General features: G+C 69.7%; 18 protein-coding genes and 2 pseudogenes. 8 read left to right on the forward strand and 12 right to left on the reverse strand.

Annotation, left to right across the window (positions count from 1 at the left end):
- Positions 1 to 745: ornithine cyclodeaminase family protein (locus AOK22_RS30470; protein ID WP_055701949.1), on the reverse strand; the 745-nt coding region annotated here is incomplete at its 3' end.
- Between the two features lie 112 nt (positions 746 to 857).
- Here AOK22_RS30470 and AOK22_RS41085 point away from each other — a divergent pair.
- Positions 858 to 941, forward strand: a pseudogene (locus AOK22_RS41085) (IS5/IS1182 family transposase); the annotation flags it as partial.
- A gap of 130 nt (positions 942 to 1,071) precedes the next feature.
- Here AOK22_RS41085 and AOK22_RS30480 read toward each other — a convergent pair.
- Positions 1,072 to 1,464, reverse strand: coding sequence for a hypothetical protein (locus AOK22_RS30480; RefSeq protein ID WP_055701951.1), 393 nt, complete (start codon positions 1,462 to 1,464; stop codon positions 1,072 to 1,074).
- Positions 1,465 to 1,534: 70 nt separating this feature from the next.
- Entirely contained in the window at positions 1,535 to 1,933 is a 399-nt protein-coding gene (locus AOK22_RS30485; protein ID WP_157872321.1) for a hypothetical protein, read from the reverse strand.
- A 264-nt stretch (positions 1,934 to 2,197) separates the two neighbouring features.
- Between AOK22_RS30485 and AOK22_RS30490 the strand changes: the two genes are divergently transcribed.
- From AOK22_RS30490 to AOK22_RS30500, 3 genes and pseudogenes are all read left to right on the forward strand, one after another.
- Positions 2,198 to 4,039: a trypsin-like serine peptidase gene (locus AOK22_RS30490; protein WP_157872322.1), complete on the forward strand. Its 1,842-nt coding sequence runs from the start codon at positions 2,198 to 2,200 to the stop codon at positions 4,037 to 4,039.
- A gap of 456 nt (positions 4,040 to 4,495) precedes the next feature.
- Complete coding sequence (locus tag AOK22_RS30495; RefSeq protein WP_063795366.1) at positions 4,496 to 5,932, forward strand: pyridoxal phosphate-dependent decarboxylase family protein; 1,437 nt, start codon at positions 4,496 to 4,498, stop codon at positions 5,930 to 5,932.
- A 254-nt stretch (positions 5,933 to 6,186) separates the two neighbouring features.
- Positions 6,187 to 7,475: pseudogene (locus AOK22_RS30500) on the forward strand (IS256 family transposase).
- Between the two features lie 86 nt (positions 7,476 to 7,561).
- Here the strand turns inward: AOK22_RS30500 and AOK22_RS30505 are convergent.
- The 6 genes from AOK22_RS30505 to AOK22_RS41585 all read right to left on the reverse strand — a co-directional run bounded on the left by AOK22_RS30505 (position 7,562) and on the right by AOK22_RS41585 (position 15,947).
- Entirely contained in the window at positions 7,562 to 8,794 is a 1,233-nt protein-coding gene (locus AOK22_RS30505; protein ID WP_055701955.1) for an aminotransferase class I/II-fold pyridoxal phosphate-dependent enzyme, read from the reverse strand.
- A gap of 89 nt (positions 8,795 to 8,883) precedes the next feature.
- Positions 8,884 to 10,170, reverse strand: a complete 1,287-nt coding sequence (locus AOK22_RS30510; protein ID WP_055701956.1) for an FAD-dependent oxidoreductase — start codon at positions 10,168 to 10,170, stop codon at positions 8,884 to 8,886.
- Positions 10,171 to 10,194: 24 nt separating this feature from the next.
- Positions 10,195 to 13,320, reverse strand: coding sequence for an amino acid adenylation domain-containing SDR family oxidoreductase (locus AOK22_RS30515; protein WP_167357900.1), 3,126 nt, complete (start codon positions 13,318 to 13,320; stop codon positions 10,195 to 10,197).
- Between the two features lie 19 nt (positions 13,321 to 13,339).
- A complete protein-coding gene (locus AOK22_RS30520) occupies positions 13,340 to 14,056 on the reverse strand; it encodes a hypothetical protein (protein WP_055701957.1) in 717 nt (238 codons plus the stop codon).
- Positions 14,057 to 14,545: 489 nt separating this feature from the next.
- Positions 14,546 to 15,592, reverse strand: coding sequence for a transposase (locus AOK22_RS30525; RefSeq protein WP_425264090.1), 1,047 nt, complete (start codon positions 15,590 to 15,592; stop codon positions 14,546 to 14,548).
- Positions 15,593 to 15,701: 109 nt separating this feature from the next.
- Positions 15,702 to 15,947 carry a beta/gamma crystallin domain-containing protein gene (locus AOK22_RS41585; protein ID WP_055701959.1) on the reverse strand — a complete coding sequence of 82 codons (246 nt, stop codon included), beginning with the start codon at positions 15,945 to 15,947 and terminating at the stop codon, positions 15,702 to 15,704.
- Positions 15,948 to 17,967: 2,020 nt separating this feature from the next.
- On the opposite strand from AOK22_RS41585, the gene AOK22_RS30545 reads away from it, so the two are divergent.
- The 4 genes from AOK22_RS30545 to AOK22_RS30560 all read left to right on the forward strand — a co-directional run bounded on the left by AOK22_RS30545 (position 17,968) and on the right by AOK22_RS30560 (position 21,899).
- Positions 17,968 to 18,675, forward strand: coding sequence for a site-specific integrase (locus AOK22_RS30545; protein WP_244165161.1), 708 nt, complete (start codon positions 17,968 to 17,970; stop codon positions 18,673 to 18,675).
- 401 nt (positions 18,676 to 19,076) lie between these two features.
- On the forward strand, positions 19,077 to 20,372 hold the full coding sequence (gene pcaDC, locus AOK22_RS30550; protein ID WP_055701962.1) for a bifunctional 3-oxoadipate enol-lactonase/4-carboxymuconolactone decarboxylase PcaDC: 1,296 nt from the start codon (positions 19,077 to 19,079) through the stop codon (positions 20,370 to 20,372).
- 24 nt (positions 20,373 to 20,396) lie between these two features.
- Positions 20,397 to 21,089 (forward strand): MBL fold metallo-hydrolase, encoded by a 693-nt coding sequence (locus AOK22_RS30555; protein WP_079036922.1) that lies wholly within the window; start codon positions 20,397 to 20,399, stop codon positions 21,087 to 21,089.
- A 30-nt stretch (positions 21,090 to 21,119) separates the two neighbouring features.
- Positions 21,120 to 21,899: an exodeoxyribonuclease III gene (locus tag AOK22_RS30560; protein ID WP_055701964.1), complete on the forward strand. Its 780-nt coding sequence runs from the start codon at positions 21,120 to 21,122 to the stop codon at positions 21,897 to 21,899.
- A gap of 65 nt (positions 21,900 to 21,964) precedes the next feature.
- Here the strand turns inward: AOK22_RS30560 and AOK22_RS30565 are convergent, their stop codons facing one another.
- The 3 genes from AOK22_RS30565 to AOK22_RS30575 form a co-directional block, all read right to left on the reverse strand.
- Entirely contained in the window at positions 21,965 to 23,737 is a 1,773-nt protein-coding gene (locus AOK22_RS30565; RefSeq protein WP_055701965.1) for an SGNH/GDSL hydrolase family protein, read from the reverse strand.
- A 279-nt stretch (positions 23,738 to 24,016) separates the two neighbouring features.
- Positions 24,017 to 24,676 carry a response regulator gene (locus AOK22_RS30570; protein ID WP_055701966.1) on the reverse strand — a complete coding sequence of 220 codons (660 nt, stop codon included), beginning with the start codon at positions 24,674 to 24,676 and terminating at the stop codon, positions 24,017 to 24,019.
- On the reverse strand, positions 24,673 to 25,005 hold a 333-nt coding region (locus AOK22_RS30575; RefSeq protein ID WP_244165171.1), incomplete at its 5' end, for an ATP-binding protein. The genes AOK22_RS30575 and AOK22_RS30570, both read right to left, overlap by 4 nt.

Here is a 25,005-nt window from a genome sequence, read left to right on the forward strand (position 1 = left end):
TGGCGCGGGCCACCAGGGCGGCGTCGACCTCGCGGGCGTCCGGCTCGTGGGAGCCCACCGCGGCCACCGCCGCGTGGTCCGGCACGAGCGTGCCGTCGAAGAGGGGCTCGCGCGCCGTGGTGCAGCAGCAGATGACGTCCGCGTGGGCCACGTCCCCCGCGGTCGCCGCCGACGCCGACAGGCCCTCGGCGCGGCAGCGGTCGGCGAAGGCCGCGACCCGCTCGGCGTTGCGCGCGACCACGTCGACGTGGCGCAGCCCCGGGCGCACCGCCCGGACCGCCTCGACGTGCCCCCACGCCTGCGGCCCCGTCCCGAAGACCAGCAGCCGCTCGGCCTCCGGGACCGCCAGATGCCGGATCGCGAGGCCGGACACGGCGGGTGTGCGCAACGACGTCAGCGCGATGCCGTCCAGCAGCGCCAGCGGCGCGTGGGTCACACCGTCCAGGAGGAGATAGAGCCCCTGGATGCGCGGCAGCCCCCGGTCCGCGTTGCCCGGCGTGACGGTGGCGATCTTCACGCCGGTGTACGAGGCGGTCGCCGACGGCATCAGGAGCAGCTGGCCGCCGGGCACCTCCACGACCCCGCGCGGCGTCTCCGCCTCCGGGTCGAGGCCCGCGAGGAGCACGGATTCCAGGGCGTCCACGGCGGCTGACATGGGCACGAGCCGGGCCACGGCGGCGGCGTCGATGTGGGGTGTCGTGCCCGGCTGGGCCGGCTGTCCGGGGTGCGAGGGAAAAGCCTTCATGTGGTCTGTGCGTCCTCTCGTCCTTGCGCGTCAGCTCACGCTGGTGATCACCCCTCCATGGAACACGTCGATCGCCGCATCGACGCTCCGGCGGCTATCGGGGTGCCGGCGGGAGAAGCTGTCCGCGGGCCAGGAGGACGTCAACCGCGCCCGCGCGAAGATCCGCGCACTTGCCGAGCAGGCCATGGCCATCCTCACCCTGCGCCCGACCTGCTCGAACTGAGGTTGAAAAGGCCTCACTGCCTCTTCACCAGTCCCAAGGCGAGAGTTCCGGTCATGAAGTCAGCTGTGTGCTGCCGTAGTTCCATCTGACGCACGGTCCTTGCTCACCTCATGGAGAGGCCGGCGTGACAAATCTTTCCCTGCTGCTTTCTGGCACAGGGCGATGAACTGTTTCGTTTCAGCGTTCCCACAGCGGTACTTCTTGTCCACGCCCGAAGGATCAGTCGCGGGAAAGTCCCAGATACCTTCGCTCTCAGGGTGGGCTCGCCGAGGGCGGTCGAGCCGTCATCCGTCTCGATCCATCCCTCGACGGCTCCGTCGGAGTCCTCGATCATCTTGGGCGTGCCGTCGTACTTGACGGCGGCTTTGAAGGGGTGACCCTCCCGCACCGTCTTCGTCGGTGTCAGGATCAGCTCGTTCTTCTCACGCGCGAAGTGCGCGTCAGTGCCATCGACCGTGGCGGAACGCATGGTGAGGCCGGCGAAGTCCAGGTTCAAGCGGCGCAGGTTCTGGGTGGCACGGGCAGTGATGACCGCAGTGTTTTTTAGGTGATTGGGCGCCGGGAAGTCATGCCGTCTCACCGACCGTACGACGGCGCTTGCGGCGCAGCCAGAGGGTTCCGGCGGCGACCGTGGCAGCGGCGCCTGAGGGAACCCCTATTGCGAGGCCGGAGCCGAAGCTCAGCTCGTTCGGCGGCGTGGCGACCTTCACCTGCCCGCGGAGCACGATCGGCGGGTAGTCGCACACGTAATCCTGGTCCGCCTCAGTTGCGCAGGTTGCGTCCTTGTGGCGGAGGGTGAACTTCACTTCGTAGGTGCCGGGTTCGGTCTTCTCCTTGATCCGGCCTGCGCCCACCCAGGCCTGTCCCGTATCGCCCAGAGCCGTGTCGTCGGTCAGCGCGCGGCTGGACACGTCCACCGCTGTGGGGTGTGGATTGCCGGGCCGCTCCTTCACCGTGATGTCCACGACCTGGCCCGGTTCCGCAGGGCCCCCGACGGAGACATATCCCCGCCCGGGAAAGGGCAGCGCATCGCCGTGGGCCGCGCCGGCCGCCCCAAGAAGCAGCACAGGCACAGCAATTGCGGCATATCCGCTACGTATGGATGCACGTGTGAAGTTGGCCATATATCCCCCCAGTCCGCAACAGTTTTACGATCATGACTCATATTGGCGCGGTCACGCCACACGCAGTGACCCGCCTCTCATCTTCATATATGGGGGGAAACGACCATGAGATTGCGCAGAGCGCTGGGCGCCGCGGCGGGGGCCGCTGTGCTGGTTCTGCTGCCGGGCGACGCGGCGTACGCGGACCCCGGCGATCCGTCACCCGGAGGGGAAGCCACCGCGCCGGCGGCGGTGGGTGACGCGGAGGAGCCCACCGCCCCGCCGACCCCCGTGCCGGCAGGCGGTGACGAAGACGCGCGCGGGTTCACCCCGGCAGACGCCGACGACTACTGGACCCCGGAGCGTATGAGGGCAGCCAGGCCCGTTCAGGAGCAGGAGGCCAAGCAGTTCTCCGCTCCCACCAGGGTGCCCCGCTCCGCCAGCCGGCCGTTCGAAGGGCTGCCGATCGTCGGCACCTTCTTCTGGAACGACGGCACCAACACCGGCCGCTTCTGCGGTGGCACGGTCGTCAACAGCCCCGGCAAGAACATCGTGATGAGCGCCGGTCACTGCTTCGACGACCAGGACGCGCGCAAGAACCTCACCTTCGTCCCGCAGTACGACGACGGCAAGAAGCCGCACGGCGCCTTCACCGTCAAGCCCGGACGCATCTACGTCGACAAGCGATACCTGTCCAAGGGGCCTGACGCCGGGGCGGACCTCGACTTCAACTTCCTGCAGCTCGAGCCACGCGGCGGAAAGAATGTCCAGGACGTCGTCGGCGGCGCCGAGCTGAAGATCAACGCCGGGTACGACCACTCCCCGGTCCGTCTGATCGGCTACCCGGCCAACCAGAAGCGCCCGCTGGACTGCACGGACAAGACCGTCCGCTACAACAGCACCGACCCCAAGATACCCGGTAGTTTCCTGCGCATCGCGTGCGACAAGTACTCCGGTGGCGCCTCGGGCGGTCCGTTCCTCATCAAGCAGGGCAGTGGCTGGGGCCTCATCGGCGTCATCGGCGGCTGGAAGACCGGCGGCGACAAGGACGACATCTCCTACAGCTCCTACCTCGACGGCGACGCCAAGGCGCTGTACGACGACGCGGTCAACAATCGGCAGCCGGCCGGCCGCGGCGTCCTGGGCAAGGCCGAGACGTGGAAGCACGCCGAGGCCATGGCCGGCGGCTACTTCACGGACGGCAACCCCGGCACGTGGGACTACTCCGACCTGATCGTGCGCTGGTCCGACGGCGAAGTCACTCTGTACCGAGGCGCTGGCGAGGACGCCGACAACTTCGACAAAGAGATCCGCCTCGCGGGCCCCAACGGCACCTGGAAGCACGCCGCGACCATGGCGGCCGGAGACTTCACCGGTGCCGACCACGACGACCTCATCGTGCGCTGGTCCGACGGTGAGTTGACGCTCTACCCCGACGTGGACGAGAAGGGCTTCCACGGCGAGGTCCAGCTCCAGAAGCCCAACGACCTGTGGAAGCACGCCACTTCCATCACCGGAGGCCGCTACACGAGCGACAACAAGTGGACCGACGACCTCTTGGTCCGCTGGAGCGACGGCGAGGTCACTCTCTACACCAACGTCAACCGCGACGGCTTCCACGGCGAGAAGAAGCTCGCCGCACCCAACGGCACCTGGAAGCACGCCTCGACCCTCACCTCGGGCGATTTCACCGGAAACGACCAGCATGACGTGATGGTGCGCTGGACGGATGGCGAGCTGACCCTCTACAAGGACATCGACCAGAACGGCTTCCACGGAGAGATCCAGGTGAAGAAGCCCAACAGGCTCTGGACACACGCCACCGTCCTGGCCGCGGGCGACTACACCGAGAACCGGCACCCGGACGACTTCCTTGTCCGCTGGTCCGACGGCGAAGTCTCCATGTACCCCGACGCCGACGAGACCGGCCTGAACCGGGAGATCACACTGGTCTACCCGCCCGCCTGACCTCGTCCCCGCGACGGCTCGCCAGTCCCCTGGGGAGCCGTCGCGTCCGTCCAGCGGACGAGGGCGCGCGCCCACCGAGTGGTTCGTCCCTCCCAGGATGGGGACGGAGCATGCTCACAGCTTCTGGATGGGGGTGCCTCGACAGATTGGCCTTGTTGACGAGTTCCGACAGCAGATGTTCACCAGTTCTGACAGCATCGCCAGGACGCGCTGTTCGATCACGGAGGGCCTCCAGCCGCGAAAGACACGGGTGCGATTGACGCGCTGGAGGGAGTCCTCGCGCCTGGGCGTGACGGTGGGGCGGGGCGCTCGTTACGATCACGGCCCGCTGCGTCGGCCTGGGCCTTCTTGTATCGATGAAAGGCTCCACGCGCCGTCATGAACCGCTTTCCGTACGACCATGCTCCGGCCCATTTCAGCGAGCCGCCGCTGTCCTGGGGCGAGGGGCCTGCGGCAGTGCATCCGAAGGCGCTGCGGGACGAGCTCATCGCGGCCGCGGAGTGGGTCTGCCAGTACCTGGGACAGCTGCCCGAAGCCCCGGTGAGCCGCCCGATGCCCGGGCGCCGGCGCGCCCGCCTGCATGATGCCCCGCTCGACCGTACCGGTGGTGAGCTGCGGCAGATCCTGGACTTCGTGCGCGAGGAGATCGCACCGTTCCCCACCGGCAACGGGCACCCGGCCTTCTTCGCCTGGATCAACTCCCCGCCCGCCCCCGCCGGCCTGATCGCAGAACTCCTCGCCTCCGCCATCAACGCGACCTGCGGCATGGGCGAGAACGCCCTGATGGACCTCGAACGCGGCACCGTGCGCATCCTCGCCGACCTGGCCGGCCTGCCCGCCAGCACCGGAGGCGTCCTGACCAGCGGCGGCTCCATGGCCAACCTGCTGGCCCTGGCCACCGCCCGCACCTGGTTCCTCACCCGCCGCGGCTCCGGTGACGGCCCCGCCTACGACCGCGACCACGCCCGCCTGACCCTCTACTACAACACCCAAGCCCACATGTCCGTCGCCAAGGCCGCAGCATGCATCGGCATCCCCACCCACCGCCTGCGCCCCATCCCCAGCGACACACAGCACCGCCTGGACCCCGCCGCACTGCGTGCAGCCGTGACCGCCGACCAGGCAGCCGGACTCCTGCCGTTCTGCACCGTCACCACACTCGGCACCACCGCCACCGGCGCAGTCGACCCGCTCGAACCCGTCACCGCCCTGTGCCGGAGCACCGGGATGTGGCACCACGCCGACGGAGCCTGGGGCGGACTTGGCGCGATGGTGCCCGCTCTGGCACACCTCTACCAGGGCGTGGCCGATGTGGACTCCATGACCGTGGACCCGCACAAGACTCTCAGCGTGCCGGTCGGCTGCGGCGCACTCCTGGTCACCGACCCCGAGCACCTCCACACCGCCTTCGCCCACCGCGCCTCCTACCTCACCCCGGGCGAACCCGCCACCCTCCCCTGGCTCTCCCACTCCACCATCGAACTCACCCGCCCCGGCACCCGCGCCCTCACCCTGTGGGCCACCCTGCACCACCTCGGACGCGACGGCGTCACAACCCTGCTCCAGCACTACCTGAGCCTCGCCGACCGCCTCCGTGACAAGATCACCGCCAGCCGTCGCCTGGAACTTGTGGCTGGCGGCCCCTGGCCGGTCACCTGCTTCCGCCTCACCGACACAGCCGGGCCCGACGCCCTCCACACCCGCATCGCCCACCGCGTCCAGACCGCCGGACGCGCATACCTCGCCACCGTCACGGTTCACGACCAGACGGTCCTGCGCGCCTGCCTGTGCAACTACCGCACCCGCGAGAGCGACCTCGACCTGCTCCTTCGCGAAGTCCTTCAAGCCGCGGACTCCGACTGCGCAGAACCCACCCGATGCACCACCGAGTGATCACCCATCAGCCACGGCAGGCCATCCCGTTCGAATGGACGGTGCTGTCGGCACTGGTGAACACCTGCTGCTGAAACTCGTGAGTAGAGCCACCTTGTCCGAGCTCGGGTGCCGCCATATCCCGTGCTTCTGCTCGTACGGCCTGAAGCGCGTCACTTTCCTCGGGCACCGGGCACCGGGCACCGGGCACCGACAGGGGTGGTCCGCCTGGAAGTGTTCAATGATCGGCGGATCCGATGATCAAGGAGACGCTGATGAGCGACACCACCATCGAGGAGATATCGGCCGTGGAGCCGGTGGCGGAGGCGGTGCCGGCGAGTGACGAGCAGTTGGTCGCGATGCTGGTGGATCGGGCCCGCAGTGAAGGACTGCAGCTGACCGGCGAGGGCGGCCTGCTGCAGATGCTGACGAAGCGGGTGCTGGAGTCTGCCCTGGAGGGCGAGATCACCGATCACCTCGGCTATGAAAAGTACGATGTTGAGGGCCGAAACAGCGGCAACTCCCGTAACGGCAACCGGGCCAAGACGGTCCTGACCGACGTGGACCGGTCGAGGTCAAGGTCCCGCGGGACGTGGTCGGCAGCTTCGAGCCGCAAATCGTCAAGAAGCGCCAGCGGCGCCTGGCCGGGGTGGACGAGATGGTCCTGTCCCTGTCGGCGAAGGGTCTGACACACGGGGAAATCTCCGCGCACCTGGCCGAGGTCTACGGCGCGAGCGTGTCAAAGGCGGCCATCACCACGATCACCGACAAGATGATGGAGGCCATGGCGGAGTGGTCCAACCGCCCGCTGGACCGTGTCCATCCGGTCCTGTTCGTCGACGCCATCAACGTCAAGATCCGCGACGGGCAGGTGGCGAACCGTCCGGTCTACGTCGTGATGGCCGTGACCGCCGAGGGACACCGCGACATCCTGGAGATCTGGGCCGGCGACGGCGGCGAGGGCGCGAAGTACTGGCTGAGCGTGTTCACGGACCTGAAGAACAGGGGCGTCGATGACGTCCTGATGCTGGTTTGTGACGGGCTGAAGGGCTTGCCCGAGGCGGTGGAGACGGTCTGGCCTGCGACGATCGTGCAGACGTGCGTCGTTCACCTGTTGAGGAACAGCTTCCGTTACGCGGCCCGCTAGGACTGGGACAAGATCGCCAAGGCGCTCAAGCCCGTCTACACCGCGCCGAACGAAGGCGCAGAGGCTGAGCGGTTCAGCGAGTTCCAGGACGCCTGGGGCCGGAAGTACCCGGCGATCATCCGGCTCTGGGAGAACGCCTGGGCCGAGTTCGTGCCCGTCCTCTGCTTCGACGTCGAGATCCGCCAGGTCATCTGCTCGACGAACGCCATCGAGAGCGTGAATGCCCGGATCCGCAAGACCGTCCGTGCCCGCGGGCACTTCCCCAATGAGGCTGCAGCCATGAAGTGCGTCTACATGGCACTCATGTCGCTGGACCCGACCGGCAAGGGCCGCAAGAAGTGGACCATGCGCTGGAAGGCCCCGCTGAACGCCTTCCAGATCGCCTTCGAAGGCCGGCTCGCCCCGGCCACCAACTGAACCCACACGAAAAGGATCAGCCGTTTACTGGACACACCCATCAGATCGAAAAAGGAGCCTGTCTTTCGCCCAGGAGCGGCGTCCGCTCAAGCCGTTGTCGGTGTCTGCGTGCGCGGTGTGGCGATGTCGGTGTCGAAGTAGTGGGCGATCCGTGTCATGGCTTCGTTGATCGTGGCCGCGTCGGCCAGGGCGGAGAGCCTGATGTGGTCGCCGCTCGTGAGGTGGAAGTCGTTGCCAGGGGCGACGAGTACGCCATGGTCGCGTAGCAGCGTGTCGGCCAGTGTGATGTCGCGTGGCGGGGCCGTGGCGGCAGAGATGCGCGGGAAGAGGTAGAAGGCGCCTCGGGGACGTACGCAGGTGAGTTGAGGGATCCGGGAGAGCGCCTCCCATGCCGTGTCCAGGCGTTTCCGGAGGGGGCCTGCGGGGCCGGCGAGGTCGTTCTGGGTTTGGTGGATGTGGGCGAGGGCGGGGGGGATGGCGTGTTGGGCTGGGACGTTCGGACACAGGCGCAGGCTGGCGAGCTGCGTGATGGCTTCGGTGTAGGCGCGGGTCGCGGCGCGGGGGCCCGAGACGGCCATCCACGCCGATCGGAACCCGGGGACGCAGCAGATCTTGGACAGTCCGCTGAAGGTGACGCAGGGGAGGTCGGGGGCGAGGGTCGCCAGGACGGTGTGCTCGGCGTCGTAGGTGAGGTGGGCGTAGATCTCGTCGGCCATGAGCAGGAGTTCACGGCTGCGGGCGATGTCGGCCAGGGCGCGGAGCGTGGCGGGGTCCCAGACGGCGCCGGTGGGGTTGTGGGGCGTATTGGTGACCAGTGCGACGGTCTTGGCGGTGATGTGGGCGCGCAGGTGGTCGGGGTCGGGCTGCCATCCTCGGCGCTCGTCGCATCGGTAGTACACGGGGACCCCGCCGACGAGCTGGACAGAGGCGGCCCACAAGGGGTAGCCGGGTGAGGGCAGGAGGACTTCGTCGCCGGGATTGAGGAATGCCTGGAGGGCGAGGGGGACGAGTTCGGAGACGCCGTTGCCCAGGTGGATGTCCGAGGGGTGCAGGGCGAGGCCGCGGTGGTGGTAGTAGGCGGCGATGGCGTCGCGAGCCGCGGTGAGGCCTTGGGCGTCGGTGTAGGCACGGGAGTGCTCCAGTGCGTGCTTGACGGCGTCCAGGACGTGCGGGGGTGCGGGCAGGCCGTGGGCGGCGGGGTCGCCCAGGTGCAGGCGGATGATGGGGCGGCCCTGTTGTTCGAGGGTGTCGGCGAGTTGGGGCAGAGGGCCGCGCAGGCCGTACGAAAGACCGGTCAGGCGGTCGGAAGGTTTGATCATCGGGGGTCCATCGGTGTGGGAGGCAGCGCCTGCCCGGCGGCGGAGGGCTCCGCGCCGCCGGGCAGGCGTGCAGAGGTGCGGGTCAGGGCCTATGAAGTGGCCAGGGACTTGAGGCGGTGGCTGTGGGGTGCCAGGTTGTGGACGGTGTCGAGGGCGGAGCGGACGGCTCCTTGCTGGGTGTCGGCGTCGTGCAGGTAGCTTCCGGCGCAGTGGATGCCGTGGTGCCCTTGCTCGGCGGTGAGTCGGGCGGCCGCCCGGCGGCCGGGGACGGTGGGCAGGAGTTGCTGGAAGTGGGCCGTGGCGATGATGTCGTCGGGTGGGGTGCGGTGGGTGATCCAGCTCTTGAAGAGGTCGGTGCCGAGCTGTGGGCCGAGCCAGCTCGTCGTCTCGGCCCAGTGGCCGTCGCTGGTGGTGTTCGCGCTGGACCAGTGGGCGCGGTCGGCCGGCATGTGCCGGGGGTCGCGGTGGAGGGCCACGGTGGTGGGGACGTAGGTGAACTCGCTGAGGTGGGCCGCGGTGTGGGCGAGCCGGGGGCACTGCTGCAGGAGGGCGGCCGCCTGGGGTGCGGGCAGGGCCAGGATCACGCTGTCGTAGCTGTCGTCGTAGCTGTCGTAGGGGAGTTCCTGCCCGCGCGAGCAGTGCACGACGGGCCCGTCGGCGTTCAGGGAGATGTGCCGGACGGGGGTGCGACAGCGGACGGGGTGTTTAAGCGCGGTGGCGAGCCGGTGGGACACCGCTTCGAGCCCTGAGCCGAGGGTGTGCCAGATCGGGGCGGCCTCCGCGTGTTGGGGCGGGGTGCGGGTGGCCCAGGCGGCGGCGGCGCGGGCGGGCATCCGGGCGGCCTGTTCCAGGGTGCAGCCGACGAAGGAGGCGCACCAGGCCAGGACGGCGTGCCGGTACAGGTCGTCGGTCAGGTCGAGGGGGCCAGCGAGGTCGGCGACGGTGGTGGTGTCCGGTCCGTCGTCGGCTTCGAGACGGGCGGCTCGGGCCAGGAAGGCGCCGAGTGCTTCCCAGGCCGGGCCCGTGAGCGGCTTGCGCCCGGCCGCGGCGTCGCCGGGGGCGTGCGGGGTCACCAGGAGCGGTTCGTCCTGCCCGGCACGCAGCAGGGCCGTGGTCAATGGGACGGCCGAGATGTCGTCCGCGGTGATGCCCAGGGCGCGGCACAGGGCGCTGTGGTCGGGGTAGGCGGTCGGGGACAGGAACTGGGCGCCCACGTCGACGTGGACGGTGCCGTGTTCGGGGGTGCGGACCGGGACGGTGCGGATGTTGCCGCCCGGCTGGTCGGTTGCTTCGTACACGGTGACGTCGTGGTCTTCGTCCAGGAGCCAGGCGGCCGTCAGGCCTGCGATGCCCGCCCCGATGATCGCGATGCGCATGGGGGTGCGCTCCTTTCGCTTCGCTCAGGCCGAACCGGACGCGGCGGCGGGAGGCTGGAGGAATCCGGAGTCGGTGAAGTAGTCCAGGTAGGGGTCGAGCATCGCGGCGTCGACGGGCGGGCAGGTCAGCCCGGAGCCGTCGATGGCTGCTTCGAAGTTGGTGCGGGTGAAGGTCGGGAAGGTACCGGCGAAGTACATCTCCTTGACGGAGATGTCCGATTGGTGGGCCGGTTCGATGAACATCGGCATGAACGGCGCCATCGGCTGGCTGGGATCCTCGGCGGTGAGGTCGGCCATGAAGGCGACCCACTCCTCATAGGGCACGGTGCGCACCGGGTAGCCGCGGGCGCGCAGCCGCTCGGTGAGCAGGGACAGGCGGCCGTCGCGCGGGTTGGTGATGTGGTGCACCTGTCCGCGGGCGGGGCGGTGGGCCAGGATGTGGGTGATGGCCTGGGCGGTGTAGTCGACGGGCACGAAGTCCAGCGGGAGTTCGATGTCGGGCGCCAGGCCGGTCTCGGCGATGCTGCGGAACAGCGCGCACATCATGGTGTCGGTGTTCCAGATGCCGCCGTCCTGGGTGCCGGTGATCTCGTAGGGACGATGTACGGCGGCGGCGAGGCCCTGCTGTGCGGCCTGGGCGACGAGACGTTCGGCGACCCACTTGGTTTCCGGGTAGCCCAGCGAGATCCGGTCGGCGAAGCGCAGTGGGGTGTCCTCGTCGACATGGCGCACACCGGCGGCGCCGAATCCGGCGATGACGGCGATGCTGGAGACGTAGTGGAAGGCCTTGGCCGGGCCGATGCGGGCGAGGTCGAGCATGGTGCGGGTGCCGCCCACGTTGATGGCTTCCAGCGCGGCGTACGGGTAGGCGAAGTTCACACGTGATCCGGCGTGCAACAGCGTGTCGCTGTCCTCGCCCAGGGCATGGAACGCGGCCGGGGCGAGGCCGAAGCGCGGGGCGCCCAGGTCGCCGGGCACGACGGTGACGTGCCGGCCGAGTTCCTGGAGGTCGAGTCCGTAGCGGCGCATGCGTGCCGCGAGGCGCTGCCTGCCCTCGGCTTCGCTGCGGGCCCGCACCAGGCAGTACACGTGTGCGGCCCCGTGGTCGCGGATCAGGGAGTTCAGCAGATAGGTGCCAAGGAAACCGGTGGCGCCGCTGAGGACGACGCGCCGTCCCGTGGGCGGCAGGTGGGCGGCGGTGGGAAAGACCAGGTCCGGATCGAGGCGGGAAGCGGCCTCGAAGTCCACCGTCTGCTCCTGGGTGTCCTGAGCTGTGGCGGTGGCCAGCTCCTCGATGCGGGCGGCGAAGGTCGTGACGGTGGGGTTGGCCAGCAGGGTGCGGATCAGGTAGCGGCTGTGTTCCGGGGGCAGGTCGAAGCGGGCCCGGCAGCGCGCGGCCAGCCGGGTGGCCTGCAGCGAGTGGCCGCCCAGGGCGAAGAAGTCCCTCTCGCGCCCGATGTTCGCATCGATGCCCAGGATCTCGGCCCACACCCCGGCGACCGCCTTCTCCACCGGAGTCAGGGCCTCCTGCTCGCCGGTCGGGGCCGCCGTGTCGTGCCGGTCGGCCTCCTGGGCCAGCAGGCCGCGGTCAATCTTGCCGGACCGGTTCAGCGGCATCCGCTCCCGCACCAGGATCGGCTGGGGCACCATGAACACCGGCAGCCGGTCACGCAGGTACTCCCGCAGCCGCCAGCCCAGTTCGGCCGCGTCCACGCCCGGTTGCGGGGTCACCCAGGCCAGCAGCCGGTCACGCTCCCCGCCCTGCGGCGTGATCACCGCAGCCTCGCGCACCTGCTCATGAGCGCTGAGGTGCACCTCGATCTCGTCCAGTTCGATGCGGTAGCCGCGCACCTTGACCTGCCGGTCCCGCCGCCCCAGGAACTCCAGCACCCCGTCTGGACGCCAGCGGGCCAGGTCCCCCGTCTTGTACAGGGTCCCGGATTCGTCATCGGGGCCCAGGTGGTCGGGGACGAAGCGGCGGGTGGTGAGCTCCTCGTCCTGTAAGTAGCCGAGCGCAACCCCGTCGCCGCCGACCCACAGCTCGCCCGTCTGGCCCGGAGCGGCGAGGTCGCCGTCCTCACGCACCACGTAGGCCGTGGAGTTGGCCACGGGCGTACCGATCGGCACCGTCTCCGCGTCGTCGGCCAGCTCGGTCATCACGTGCACGGTCGACAGCGAGGAGTTCTCGGTCGGGCCGTAGCCGTTGACCAGCATCCCGGGCCTGCCGTGGGCCAGGACCCGGCGCACCGCCTCCGGGGAGAGCGCGTCCCCGCCCGCGATCAGGCACCGCAGCCGGGCGAACATCTCCGGGCGGACCTTGGCCATCTGGTGGAACAGTCCCGCGCTGAGCCACATCACGCTCACGCCCTCGGCCCGCAGCACGTCTTCCAGGGCGTCGGCAGCCAGCAGCGTGTCCACCTCGGCCAGCACCAGGCGGGCCCCGTTCAGCAGGGCCGCGAACCACTCGAAGCACGAGACGTCGAAGGTCGGGTTGGTCGTGGCCAGCAGGACGTCCCGCGACGAAAGCCGCAGCCGCTCATCGCCGTGGCAGACCAGCCGCACCGGACCGCGGTGCGGTACCACTGCCCCTTTGGGTACGCCGGTAGACCCGGACGTGAAGATCACGTACGCCGGGTCGTCGGGCCCCGCGTCCACCTGGTCGGACGCCCCCGTGCGCACGGATCGGTCGGCTATGTCGACCGTCTGGGCATGGTCCTCCACCAGCGGCCGGTGGGCGGCCCGGGTGATCACCTCGCGTACGTCGGCGTCCTGGAGCAGCCGCAGCAAGTGCTGCTGCGGGTAGTTGGGGTCCAGGGGCAGGTAGGCCGCTCCCGCGCGCATCACCGCGAGTACCGCCGTCACGCACGCCACCGAGCGTTCAAGGAGCACCCCGACCACGTCGCCCTGTTCGACGCCGTCGGCGACCAGGCGGTCGGCCAGCGCGGCCACCTGGTCCTGCAGTTCACGGTAGGTCAGTTGTTCCGCGCCCTGGCGTACGGCCACCGCGTCGGGGCGGATGTCGGCCTGCTGGGCGAAGAGTTCCGGCACGGTCGCCGTGCGCGGGTAGCTGGTCGAGGTGTCGTTCCACCGGTGCACCTGGGCGCGGTGCTCGGCCGGATTCAGACGGAGGTCATTGGCTGCGGTAGCCATAGGCTTGCTCCTTGCGTAACTAGGTGTGGGCGACGCTGTCGCCCGGGGGTGAGAGGGGTGTGGGGTCATCGCGGCGTGGAGATGGCGGCAGGGCCGCGGACCAGAAGGCGGCCAGAGTGGGTTCGACCTGGGACACGGCGTGTTCGATCACGGCCGGGTTCTCGCCGTGGGCCAGTCCGTGGGCGACGACGTCCCGTGCTCCGTCGACGAAACGTGGCGGTGCTGCCCGGAAGAGGGCCACGTAGTCGAGGACCGGTGCGGGGAGCGCGGGCTCGACTCTTCCGAGGGCTTCACCCAGCGCTTCACAGGCGGCGCACCACAGCAGCAGATCTGCGCGGATCGCGCAGGCCGCCTCGGCCGGCCCCGCACGCATCGCCAGCCATCCCATCAACGAATCGAACGCCCGCATCCCCTGCGGCGGCCGCTCAGCGCGCAGTTCCTGCTCCCCGTGCCCGAGGGCGCGTGCGCAGGCCAGCAACGGGGCCTCGCAGTCGAGCACCAGCCGGGCCAGGTCCAGGAAGTAGCCGGCCACGGGCTGGTGCGGGTGACGAGCGGCCAGCGCGGCGAATGCCGCCACCTCAGCGGTATGGGCGTGATATTCACCCACCGCCACGCGCGCCATTTCGGCCACGCCGGCTTCGCCCGAAGTCATCGCCGCCACCAGTCGGTTGGTGCGTACATGCGCCTCGGTGTCAGGAGTCGTCTCCTCGAGCAGCAGGTCCACGTCCCACGTCATGCCAGCCTCCCGCGGCACTTCACGGTCAGCCCCGAGCCGGGACTGAGCAGCGTTTCTCGCCGCTGTAGACCGCCTTCCTCGCATACGTGAACCCTCACGGGGCGTGCGGGAGCACTCTTGATGCGAACCAGGCACGCAAGGCGCGAAGGAGGCACGACGCCTTACACCTGCCATGTGAGGCACGGGGTGCCATGGGCCATGCACCCCGGGCTTGCCTCGCCGCCCGGCGCGCCGGTTCATGCGCCCTTGTTCGCCCCATTTGGTCTCCGCTGCCCTGGAACGAGCGCAGCCCGGCTCCGCCCTGCACTGCGCTACGCGGAAGGGCTGACCCGGGCCGATGTGGGGGCGGTGCACGACCACCTCATGGGCCGGGGCGGCCCGCTGGTCTCGGGGAACCTCAGACCCGGACTTGACCGCGGCCGCCGCCCTTTACGCATTTTGTCCCGTCCCGTCCAGGTGCTGACGTAGGCCCGCCGGACGGGATAACAGTTAACCTCGCTCTTTCGGTTCGAGCGGGATGACGGTGTTGAGGGTCAACTTGTGGGTTCCCGGGCCGGTTTTGTGAGCTGAGCATGCCGAAGGGCCGACGCGGTGGCCGGGGTCTCCGAGGCCTTTCAGGTCGTGGGCGGCAGGGACGCGATGCTCAGCCGGCGGGTCGGGGCAGGGTGGCGAGCCGGTGGAAGGCCAAGGCCAGTTCGTGTCTCCAGGGCCAGGTCGCGGCGATTCGCAAGTGGTGTTGACGGCCGCCTCGGGTGAGGCGGGCGGCGACGTGCAGGAGCCGGTAGCGCAGACGCTTCGGTTCGGCGGTGAACATCCGGCGCTGTCGGTGCGGATCAGGATGTCGGTGCCATACCGGTGGGCATCAGGGAGTTGAGCGAGGGCGTCGTCGAGCACGGTGATGTGATCGGTGGCGGTGTTTGCTCCGGCGTTGCCGGGCCGCAGCCGTCCGGCCAGGGCACCGCCGGTGTTGGCCAGGAAGCAGAGCAGCGGGTGGTAGCCGAAGCCGCCCTTGTAGGTCGGCGCCGCGGACTCCTTCTCGGAGTGGCAGGTCACCAGCGTGGCATCGATATCCAGTACGAGACCGGGCACCTCACAGCCGCCGGCCCGCACCGCGGGTATGTCCTCACCCTTCTCGGCGGCCTGCAGCCAGGCGATCTCCCTCGCCCGGGCGCGAGCCGACCGCAGTGAAGCGAGCACCGTGTCGTCGATCTGGGCGAGTAGCCGCCAGGCGGTCGCGGTGGAGGCCACCGGCCCGAACACCCCTGCCTGGTCCCGCAGCACCGCGAGATCGGTGATCGTCTCGCCGCCGTCAGCGATCATCACCGCAAGGTCGGTGGCGACGCGGCCGGGATCATGGCCGGTCCCGCGCGGCCGCAACGGACCCAGCACGGTCGCGTACGCAGCCGTCAGCCCGGTGGTGTCGGCGAGATCGGCGAGCAGGCGGGCCCCGGCATGCCCCACTACCCCCGAACCGTCCGCCGTGACATGGACCTTGGGACGCGAACCGATAGCCTTCACGCAGAAAGTGCCTTCCAACCGAGACAGCAGAGACCTTCAGCAAGTCTCATCGTCCCTGGTCAGGAGGCGCTTTCGCGTTCACGGCACGGTGACCGCCCTCACCCAAGTGAAAGCGCGAGGCCAGGTCCTACAGGATGGTGATCTGCGAGATCTTGTGCACGGGGCCCCCTTCGGCCAGGAGGTCCCACCGTTCCCACTTGTTCATTATGCGAGACTTGTACACGCCGTTGAGGTCCTTCTGGTACGTGATGACGACCTTGTTGTTGCCCGAGCGGACCAGGCCCACGCCGTACAGAGCCACATCGACCGTGCCGGCGTTCGCCCAGCAGACGACGGTCGAACGGGACTGTCCAGCACCGGTCCAGACCTTCATGAACTCGCCCTCGGGCGGCTGCGTGGGATTGGTAAAGCACTCATCCCCCCACACTCTGTTGATGGCGCCAGCAGGGGCGACAGAGAGCAGGGATGCAGTCAGTGCACCCAAGCCGACGACGAGAGCACTGCGAAGTAACTTCATGCCTCTCCATTCCTTCGAACATTGCAAAGTATTGAGCCGACGCGGCCGCCCGGCGCCCCACGAGGCTCGGCTCGTGTCGCCGCCAGTCCCGCACGGGGCAGGTGAACTGCGACTGCGTCGATCCGGGCGCTTTGGTACTGAGCGAGATCCAGGCTCAGCTCCGGCCTCCCACAATGTGGCCGTGGCCTTGCCCCAGCCCGACTCTGCAGCGCGGTCCGCCCCTACCGCCACAACGACGGAGCATTTTGGGACGCTGGAACGCGGAAACAGGCTGCGACCAGGCAAGACCTGACCTGCCTGGAACGCGGAAACGGGACGCATCAGGCCGCACGGACGATGACGAGCGGTGGTTCCCTGAGGCCACTGACCCGGTTCGCGCTTCTTCTCGCGCCGCGAAGAACCCCACGGTCCCGATCTTCGTCTCAGGTGACGGAAAGGCTGCCTGAGTGAGCGACTGTGACGAGTCGGAAGCTTCGTTGGTGACAAGCGGACTGCTTCAGCCGCCCCGTTCACCAACTCAGCAAGGCTGGCTGGTGACAACTGTCGTCCTTCGGCTCAGGGGTGCGTCCGTCTGTCTTACGGGCAAGATCACCCGATGACTTATCTCGGGCTGGTGACCGTTGTCGTACGTGGCGGGCCAGCCGGGGCGGGTCCTGGGCCGCGCACCAGGCCTCGAAGGCTGGGGATTGCCACACGGCCTGCCCGTCCACGCCACGTACAGCGAGGACCCAAGTCCAGATCACGGCTGCGGTGTTCGACCTCGCGGGCGGGGCGTCCGTGAAGACTGACGTTGTCGGGCAGTTGGAGACGACCAGGCCCTCATTGATGAGGTCGCGCAGATGCTGCGTGACGGGGGCGCCACCGCGCTACTTCCACCCGGATAGGTTCAGGACGCCGTGCCCGCGTGGCCTGCCGACAGGGCATTCGTCCACGGCAGACAAGAAGGAGCCCCAAAGGACTGGAACCTCCTCCGAGACCATGTCAACGTACAACGTCCCGGAAAACACCAGGTCAGCGAACTGAAGCGGGCTTCTGGCGACCTGCGCATCGACCGACCTCATGTCACCCTTCGGCCCACGTCGCCTGACCGCGCCCCTGTGTATTCGTACCCACGGAGGTCTCCCTGTCGCACGCCGCTCTCCGATCCGCCCGCTTCACCGCCCCCATCCTCTTGGCCCTTGGCACTATGAACGCGTGGGCAGCCCAACGGACCGAGGACTACGGGGCCTTGTCTACGGCGCTGTGCCTGTGCGTTTACGCGGCCGGGCTGTTCGGTGAGGATCTGCTGCAACGCGGCTACCGTCGTGACAGCGCCGTCCTCGCGTACATCGCGGTGCACCCTGGTGCTGCGACTCGCCACGTAGCCCGAGCCATCGGAGCCCCCGAACGCGTCGTCGTCCGGAACCTCGGCCGCCTCACCGGCGACGGGCTGCTGGTACTCGCCGCAGACGGGGAGGCTCCCGTGCTCCGGTCCTACCGATCGGCGTCCTGACCGACGGGCCGGAACGTAGGGCTCCGGCCTTTTGCTGCTGGGCGCTACGTATCAGACGATCCCCGGTTAGTAAAACCGGGGATCGTCCGGACCATTGATGCCGTTCGTCTCGGCTGTGCTTGGCAGTGGAGCCGGAGCGGACGGTGTAGCTCATTCGCCTGGCCCGCAGTGACGTCCTACTAATGCGGGTATTTCCACGAAACCGAGGAGCGTGAGAGTTCTGTCCGATCCCATCAAAAAGCTTCCGTCAAACTCAAAGGGGAAGGTTCGGTATCGTTTTGTTGTCGATGTAGGGGTTGATCCCGAATCTGGGAAGCGCAAGCAGCTGATGCGCACCTTGCCCGACTCAAGGAGGCGCTGGGAAGGGCTGTTACCCGACGCTTGGTGCAAATCGACGTCGCTGAACACGTGAGCATCTCGCGCAGGGCGCGAAAAGAGGAGCGGAAGTCCAAGGAAGAAGTGCAGCCATGGAACGTCCAGGAGGTTCAGAAGTTCATCCACGGTATTATGGGGGAACGCCTCTACGCGGCGCTTCTTCTTTCACTTATGGGGCTTCGTCCAGCTGAAGTCTGCGGCCTTCGGTGGGAAGACGTTGACTTGGAGAACGCCACGATCGTCATTGCTAACACGCGCACGATGATGGGTAACCGGCACGTGGTGGAGAAGGACACCAAGTCCCTTGCGGGTGAGCGGGATTTGCCGTTGCCGGCTCCGGTGCTGGTCGCCCTCAAAGCATTCCGGGCTCTCCAGGCCGAGGAGAGGCTCGCTCTGGGAGAGGCGTACGTGGTGTCCGGCTATGTGCTGGTGCACGAGACAGGAGTGGCTTTCACGATCAAGCAGCTTCGTCGGCGCGCGTACCGGCTCATGGAGCTTCTCGGTCTCCGTCGCGTCAGGCTCTACGACGCACGCGCGGCGTGCTTCACCTTCCTGGCCAACAACGGCGTGCCGGACCATATCCTCGCGCGCTGGGCCGGGCATAAGAACGTAAAGACGACCAAGCGGTGGTATGTCAAACCGGATGTGGAGGATCTTCGCGGAGCCGCTGTCACATGGGATGGCCTGCACGGAGGTGTGACGGAGCGCCAAACGTGAGCCACACGATCTGTATGGAGGGCCCCGGCTGTGGCCAAGTCGCCTGCCCGGTGAGTACAGATCTTGTTCACCATGTGGTGTTCAAGCTGCTGGTGGGGAGATTGTGGAACGGTTCCGGGCCGGTCACGCCGTTCCTCATCAGTGTCACCAAACTCGGCGTGTCAACTGAGCCACCCCGGAAGCCGTGCCCTTGGGCAAGGTCTTGCCCGAAGAGGCTGGCCGAGGGCCCGCGCGCCAGTAGGGTCCAGAGCCGACGCGGTCACGAGTGCATGCGGGAGACCACGTGCATGGATGCCCAAAGGGTTCCGGCAGCGCCGGTCCTGCTGCCGTGAGCGGGACAGGGCCTACCTAGGTTCACCCCAGCGATGTGTAACTTTGTGAGAGATGAGAGGGTCAGGCGGGTGAGTGAGACGCCGAAATACAACCTGCAACACCGCTTTGACGGGCCAGAAGACGCCCCTGTCCTGATCTTGGGTGCCTCACTTGGTACCACGTGGCACATGTGGGACCGGCAGATACCCGAGCTCAGCCGGCACTGGCGGGTGTTCCGCTTCGACATGCCCGGACACGGTGGGGCGCCCGCGCACCCCTGTGGGTCCGTCGGCGAGCTCGCCGAGCGGCTGCTCGCGACGCTCGACGAGCTCGGCGTGCAGCGCTTCGGGTACGCGGGCTGCGCCCTCGGCGGTGCCATAGGCGTCGAGCTCGCGCTGCGCCACCCGCAGCGCGTCGCCTCGCTGGCGCTGATCTCCGCGTCCCCGCGGTTCGGCACCGCCGACGAGTTCCGCCAGCGCGGCGTCATCGTGCGCAGCAACGGCCTCGACCCCATCGCCCGCTCCGCCCCCGAACGCTGGTTCACCCCCGGCTTCGCCGCCGCGCAGCCCGCGATCACCGACTGGGCCGTGCAGATGGTCCGCACCACCGACCCGGGCTGCTACATCGCCGCCTGCGAGGCCCTCGCCGCCTTCGACGTACGCGCCGAGCTGGGCCGGACCGGCGTGCCGACGCTCGTGCTCGTGGGCTCCGAGGACCAGGTCACCGGGCAGGGCGAGGCCCGCACGCTCGTCGCGGGGATCCCCGACGCCCGCCTCGCCGTCGTGCCCGGCGCCTCCCACCTCGCGCCCGTCGAGCAGCCCGCCGCGGTCACCGACCTGCTCGTACGCCACTTCTCCTCGGCGTGGCAGGCCGCCCCCGACACGGCCACCGGCCAGTCCGCGATCGCCGCGCCGCCCGTCAAGCCCGTCCTCGCCCCGCCGCCTCCCGCGCCCATGGCCGAGATCGCCCCCATGGAGCAGCCCGAGGCCGCCGGCAGCGTCCGGCCCGACCCCTACGACGCCGGGATGAAGGTCCGCCGCGAGGTCCTCGGCGACGCGCACGTCGACAAGGCGCTCGCCTCCGCCGACGACTTCTCCGGGGACTTCCAGGAGCTGATCACGCGCTACGCCTGGGGCGAGGTCTGGAACCGTCCCGGCCTCGACCGCCGCTCCCGCAGCTGCGTCACGCTCACCGCGCTCGTCGCCGGCGGCCACCTCGACGAGCTGGCCTTCCACACCCGGGCCGCGCTGCGCAACGGCCTCACCCCGGCCGAGATCAAGGAGGTCCTGATCCAGGCCGCCGTCTACTGCGGCGTCCCCGCCGCGAACTCGGCCTTCAAGGTCGCCCAGGCCGTGATCCGCGAGGAAACCACGCCCCAGGAGTAGCAGGATGGGGGTATGGCCCCTTCTCTGAATTCCCCTGGTTCCCCCGGTTCCCCCGAGACCGACGGCGGCGGCCGCTCGGCGCGGACGACGTTCACGAAGAAGTCTCACGCGTGCGTGCGTCTCGAAAAGGACGGACGCACGCTCGTCATCGACCCCGGAGGCTTCAGCGAGTCCGACGCCGCGCTCGGCGCCGACGCGATCCTCATCACGCACGAGCACCCGGACCACTTCGACGAGAACCGGCTGCGGGCCGCTCTCGCGGCCCGCCCCGGCGCCGAGATCTGGACCCTGAAGGCGGTCGCCGACCAGATCGCGGCCGCCTTCCCCGGCCGTGTGCACACCGTCGGGCACGGCGACACCTTCACGGCCGCCGGATTCGACGTCCAGGTCCACGGCGAGCTGCACGCCGTCATCCACCCGGACATCCCGCGCATCACCAACGTCGGCTATCTGGTGGACGGTTCCGTCTTCCACCCCGGCGACGCGCTCACCGTCCCCGACCACCCCGTCGAGACGCTGATGCTGCCCGTGATGGCCCCGTGGAACAAGATCTCCGAGGTCATCGAGTACGTACGCGAGGTGAAGCCGCGGCGCGCCTACGACATCCACGACGCGCTCCTGACCGACCTCGCCCGGCCGATCTACGACAACCAGATCGGGGCCCTGGGCGGCGCCGAGCACCTGCGTCTGACGCCCGGGGAGTCGGCCGATCTGTGACTGTCAGTGCCGCCCGGTAGGTTGTGGGGCATGCGCATTGCGACCTGGAACGTGAACTCGATCACCGCCCGTCTGCCGAGGCTCCTGGCCTGGCTGGAGAGCACCGGCACGGACGTGCTGTGCATCCAGGAGACCAAGACGACGGCCGAGGGCTTCCCGGCGGACGAGCTCCGCGAGCTGGGCTACGAGTCCGCGGTGAACGCCACAGGTCGGTGGAACGGCGTCGCGCTGGTCTCCAGGGTCGGCCTCGACGACGTGGTCAAGGGCCTGCCGGGCGACCCCGGCTACGATGGCGCGGAGGAGCCCCGCGCGATCTCCGCGACCTGCGGCCCCCTCCGCCTCTGGTCGGTGTACGTGCCGAACGGCCGCGAGGTGGACCACGCCCACTACGCCTACAAGCTCCAGTGGTTCGAGGCCCTGAAGGCGGCCGTCGCCGGCGACGCCGCGGGCGCCCGCCCCTTCGCGGTCCTCGGCGACTTCAACGTGGCGCCGACCGACACCGACGTCTGGGACCCGGCCCGCTTCGAGGGCGCCACGCACGTCACCCCGGCCGAGCGCGCGGCGCTCGCGGCCCTGCGCGGGACGGGCCTCACCGACGTGATGCCCCGTCCGCTCAAGTACGACCACCCGTTCACGTTCTGGGACTACCGCGAGCTCGGCTTCCCCAAGAACAAGGGCATGCGCATCGACCTCGTGTACGGGAACGAGCCCTTCGCGAAGGCCGTGACCGACTCGTACGTGGACCGCGAGGAGCGCAAGGGCAAGGGGGCCTCCGACCACGCTCCGGTCGTGGTGGACCTGGAGCTGTGAACGGAGGCCCGTCCGGCACCTGAGGACGCGTCCGGCGGAGCCGGTGACCCGCGGCGGCAGAGGAGCTACGGCACCAGCAGCCGCAGGTCCACCGACTCCGCCAGCGCCGCGAGCCCCGCGTCCCCGGGGTGCAGATGGTCCCCGCTGTCGTAGGCGGGGAGGATCCGCGCCGGGTGTGCGGGATCCCGCAGCACCGCGTCGAAGTCGAGCACGGCGTCGAAGTCGCCGCTGTCGCGCACGTACGCGTTGACGGCCTCCCGCTGCTGATTCGCCGCGGCCGTGCAGAGCGACTCGCCCTCGCACGGCGCGATCGTCGCCGCCACCACCCGCAGCCCCCGCGCGCGGGAGCGCTCCGCGACCTCCCGCAGACCGGCGATCACCTGGCCCGCCGAGGCGCCCCACCGCACGTCGTTGACGCCCTCGAAGACGACGACGGTGCGGGCCGACGTCTGGGCGAGGACGTCGCGGTCCAGGCGGTGCAGGGCGCTCACGCCGCCCGTGTCGGTGGAGACGCCGTCGCCGGGGTAGCGGTCGGCGATCACGCGGTTCGCGGAGATGCCCTGGTTGAGCACGCCGTAGCGCGGCACGTCGGACTGGTTCAGCAGACGCGTCGCGAGGACGTTCGGCCAGCGGTGGTTGGCGTCCTGCGTGGACTTCACGCCGTCGGTGATCGAGTCGCCGAGCAGCACCACGGACCCGGGCCCGCCGCTCACGTCGACACCGGTGAGCAGCGGCCAGGTCGTGATCGTCGAGGTGTACGCCGCGGGGGAGCCGTCCGCCGCGTGGTCGCCGGGGCCGCTGACGTACGAGCGCTGGATGGCCTGGCTGTGCACGGGCGCCGTCGCCACGGGCCCCGGCAGATGAAAGCTGACCAGGAGGTTCGCGTCGGCCGGCACGTCGAAGTCGAGGGGGTCGCTGAACGCCTGGGCGCCCGCAGGGATGTCCGTGCCGCGCGCGCCCCGAAAGGTCAGCCGCCGCGGCTCGCCCCGGGCCGCCGCCCCGGACTCCTGCACCGCCACCGTGGCCCCGCCGATGGTCACCGGGGCCGCCGCGAAGGTGTTGTCCACCCGGATCCGTACCCGCGGCCCGCCCGTGCTCGTGTGCACGACCAGCCGTACGGTCCGGTCGGCCCAGGGACCCACCGCCGTGTAGCCGGCGGTCGACGCCGACCACGTGCCCGTCCAGCCCTTGGCCGCCGCCCGCACCGACAGCGCGAACACGTGCAGGTCCGCGGCGCCCGGGTCGCGCGGCAGGTCCACCGAGGCGACCTCGCGCCCCCGGGCCAGCGGCACGGTCACCACGTACAGCCGTGCCTTCTCGGCGAGTTGGCCGTCCGGCGTGTTGATGTGCGGCAGGGCGACGGACTTCGTGGCGAGCGGGCCCGAGCGCCAGTCGGGCGCGGTGAGCCGGTAGGTGCCGCGCGCACCGTCGCGGTAGCGGACCGTGCCCGTGCCGCTCGCGTCGCCGCCGGTGCCCGCGACGAGGAAGGCGAGGGCGTCGCCGCGGCCGCGCACCCGCACGGACTGGCCGTCGGCGCGCACGTTGTCCGGGGCGCCGGGACCGGTGCGCGGCCAGGTGAGCCGGGCGCCGTCGACGGCCAGGGAGCGTCCGGGAGTCCAGCCCGCCGCGGTCAGGTCCCGCGCGGAGAGCGAGCCGCCCGAGCCGTCGAAGTCGGCGTCGGCGGGGCGCGCGTCGTCGCTGACCGCGCTGTTGTCGAAGAGCCGCTCCAGGGGGAGCGGCTTGGGTCTGTGCGGGGCCGCGGCCTGCGCGGATGCCAGTGGTACGAGGCTCGTGAACAGGGCGAGCACGGCGGCCGTTCCCCAGAGACGTCGGCGCACGACGGACCCCTCCCGCGTGTGGTGGACCCCGGCCCTCCCACGTGCGGTGACCCGGGGTGCTGACAGATGCGCCATGAAGCTAAGGAGGCGGGGGAGGCGCGTCAATGAGTCGCGCGTGAACAGGGCGCGAACTCGGTGAAACGGGGGTCTGTGTGCCGCCGTGCGGGGTACTTGGCGCCGGGGCCCGGCTCAGGACACCTGGCCGGAACCGCCCCGGCTCAGGACGCCTGGCCGGAACCGCCCCGGCCCAGGACACCCCGCCGGAACCGCCCCGGCCCCTCACTGATCCGCCGACACCAGCCCCTTCTCGTACGCGAGGATCACCAGCTGCACCCGGTCGCGGGCGTCGAGCTTGGCGAGCAGCCGGGTCAGATACGTCTTCGCGGTGGCGACGCTGAGGCAGAGCTCCTCGGCGATCTCGGTGTTCGACAGGCCGCGGCCCACCAGCGTGAGGACCTCGCGCTCGCGGTCCGTGATGCCCTCGATCGTCGCCCCGCGCGGCGGCCCGGCCGCGGGGCGCCCGGCGAACTCCCTGATCAGCCGGCGTGTCACCCCCGGCGCAAGCAGCCCGTCACCGCTCGCGACCACGCGCACCGCGGCCAGGATGTCGTCCAGGGCCATGTCCTTGACGAGGAAGCCCGCCGCGCCGGCGCGCAGCGCCCCGTACACGTAATCGTCGTCGTCGAACGTGGTCAGGACGACGACGTGCGCGGGTGCCGGGCCCGTCGTGATCAGGCGGGTGGCCTCGATGCCGTCCATGCCGGGCATCCGGATGTCCATCACCACCACGTCCGGACGGAGTCGGGCGCACAGGCGCACCGCCTCCTCGCCCGAGGCGGCCTCGCCCGCCACCTCGATGTCGGGGGCCTCGGTGATGACCATGCCCAGGGCGGTACGGACGAGGGGCTGGTCGTCGACGAGCAGGACACGGATCGTCATCGCGCACCCGCCGCCGTGGGCAGGGGCAGCCGTGCGCTCACGCGGAAGCCGCCACCGGGGCGCGCCGCCGCGCTGAACTCGCCGTGCAGCAGGGAGACCCGCTCGCGCATGCCGACCAGGCCGTATCCCGCGCCGGGCCCACTTCCCTTGCGTGACAAGGGCGTTGGGTCCGCAGCGGCACCGGGTGCCGCTGCCCCGCTGCTTGCGGCCCCGCCGTCCTCGATCTCGATGACGATCTCCTCCTCGCGATGATCCACCGTCACCGTGCAGGACGCGGCCGCCGCGTGCCGCACCACATTGGTGACCGACTCCTGGATGATCCGGAACGC

Origin of the sequence: Streptomyces silaceus (assembly GCF_001419745.1) — a bacterium.
GTDB classification, from domain to species: Bacteria; Actinomycetota; Actinomycetes; order Streptomycetales; family Streptomycetaceae; genus Streptomyces; species Streptomyces silaceus.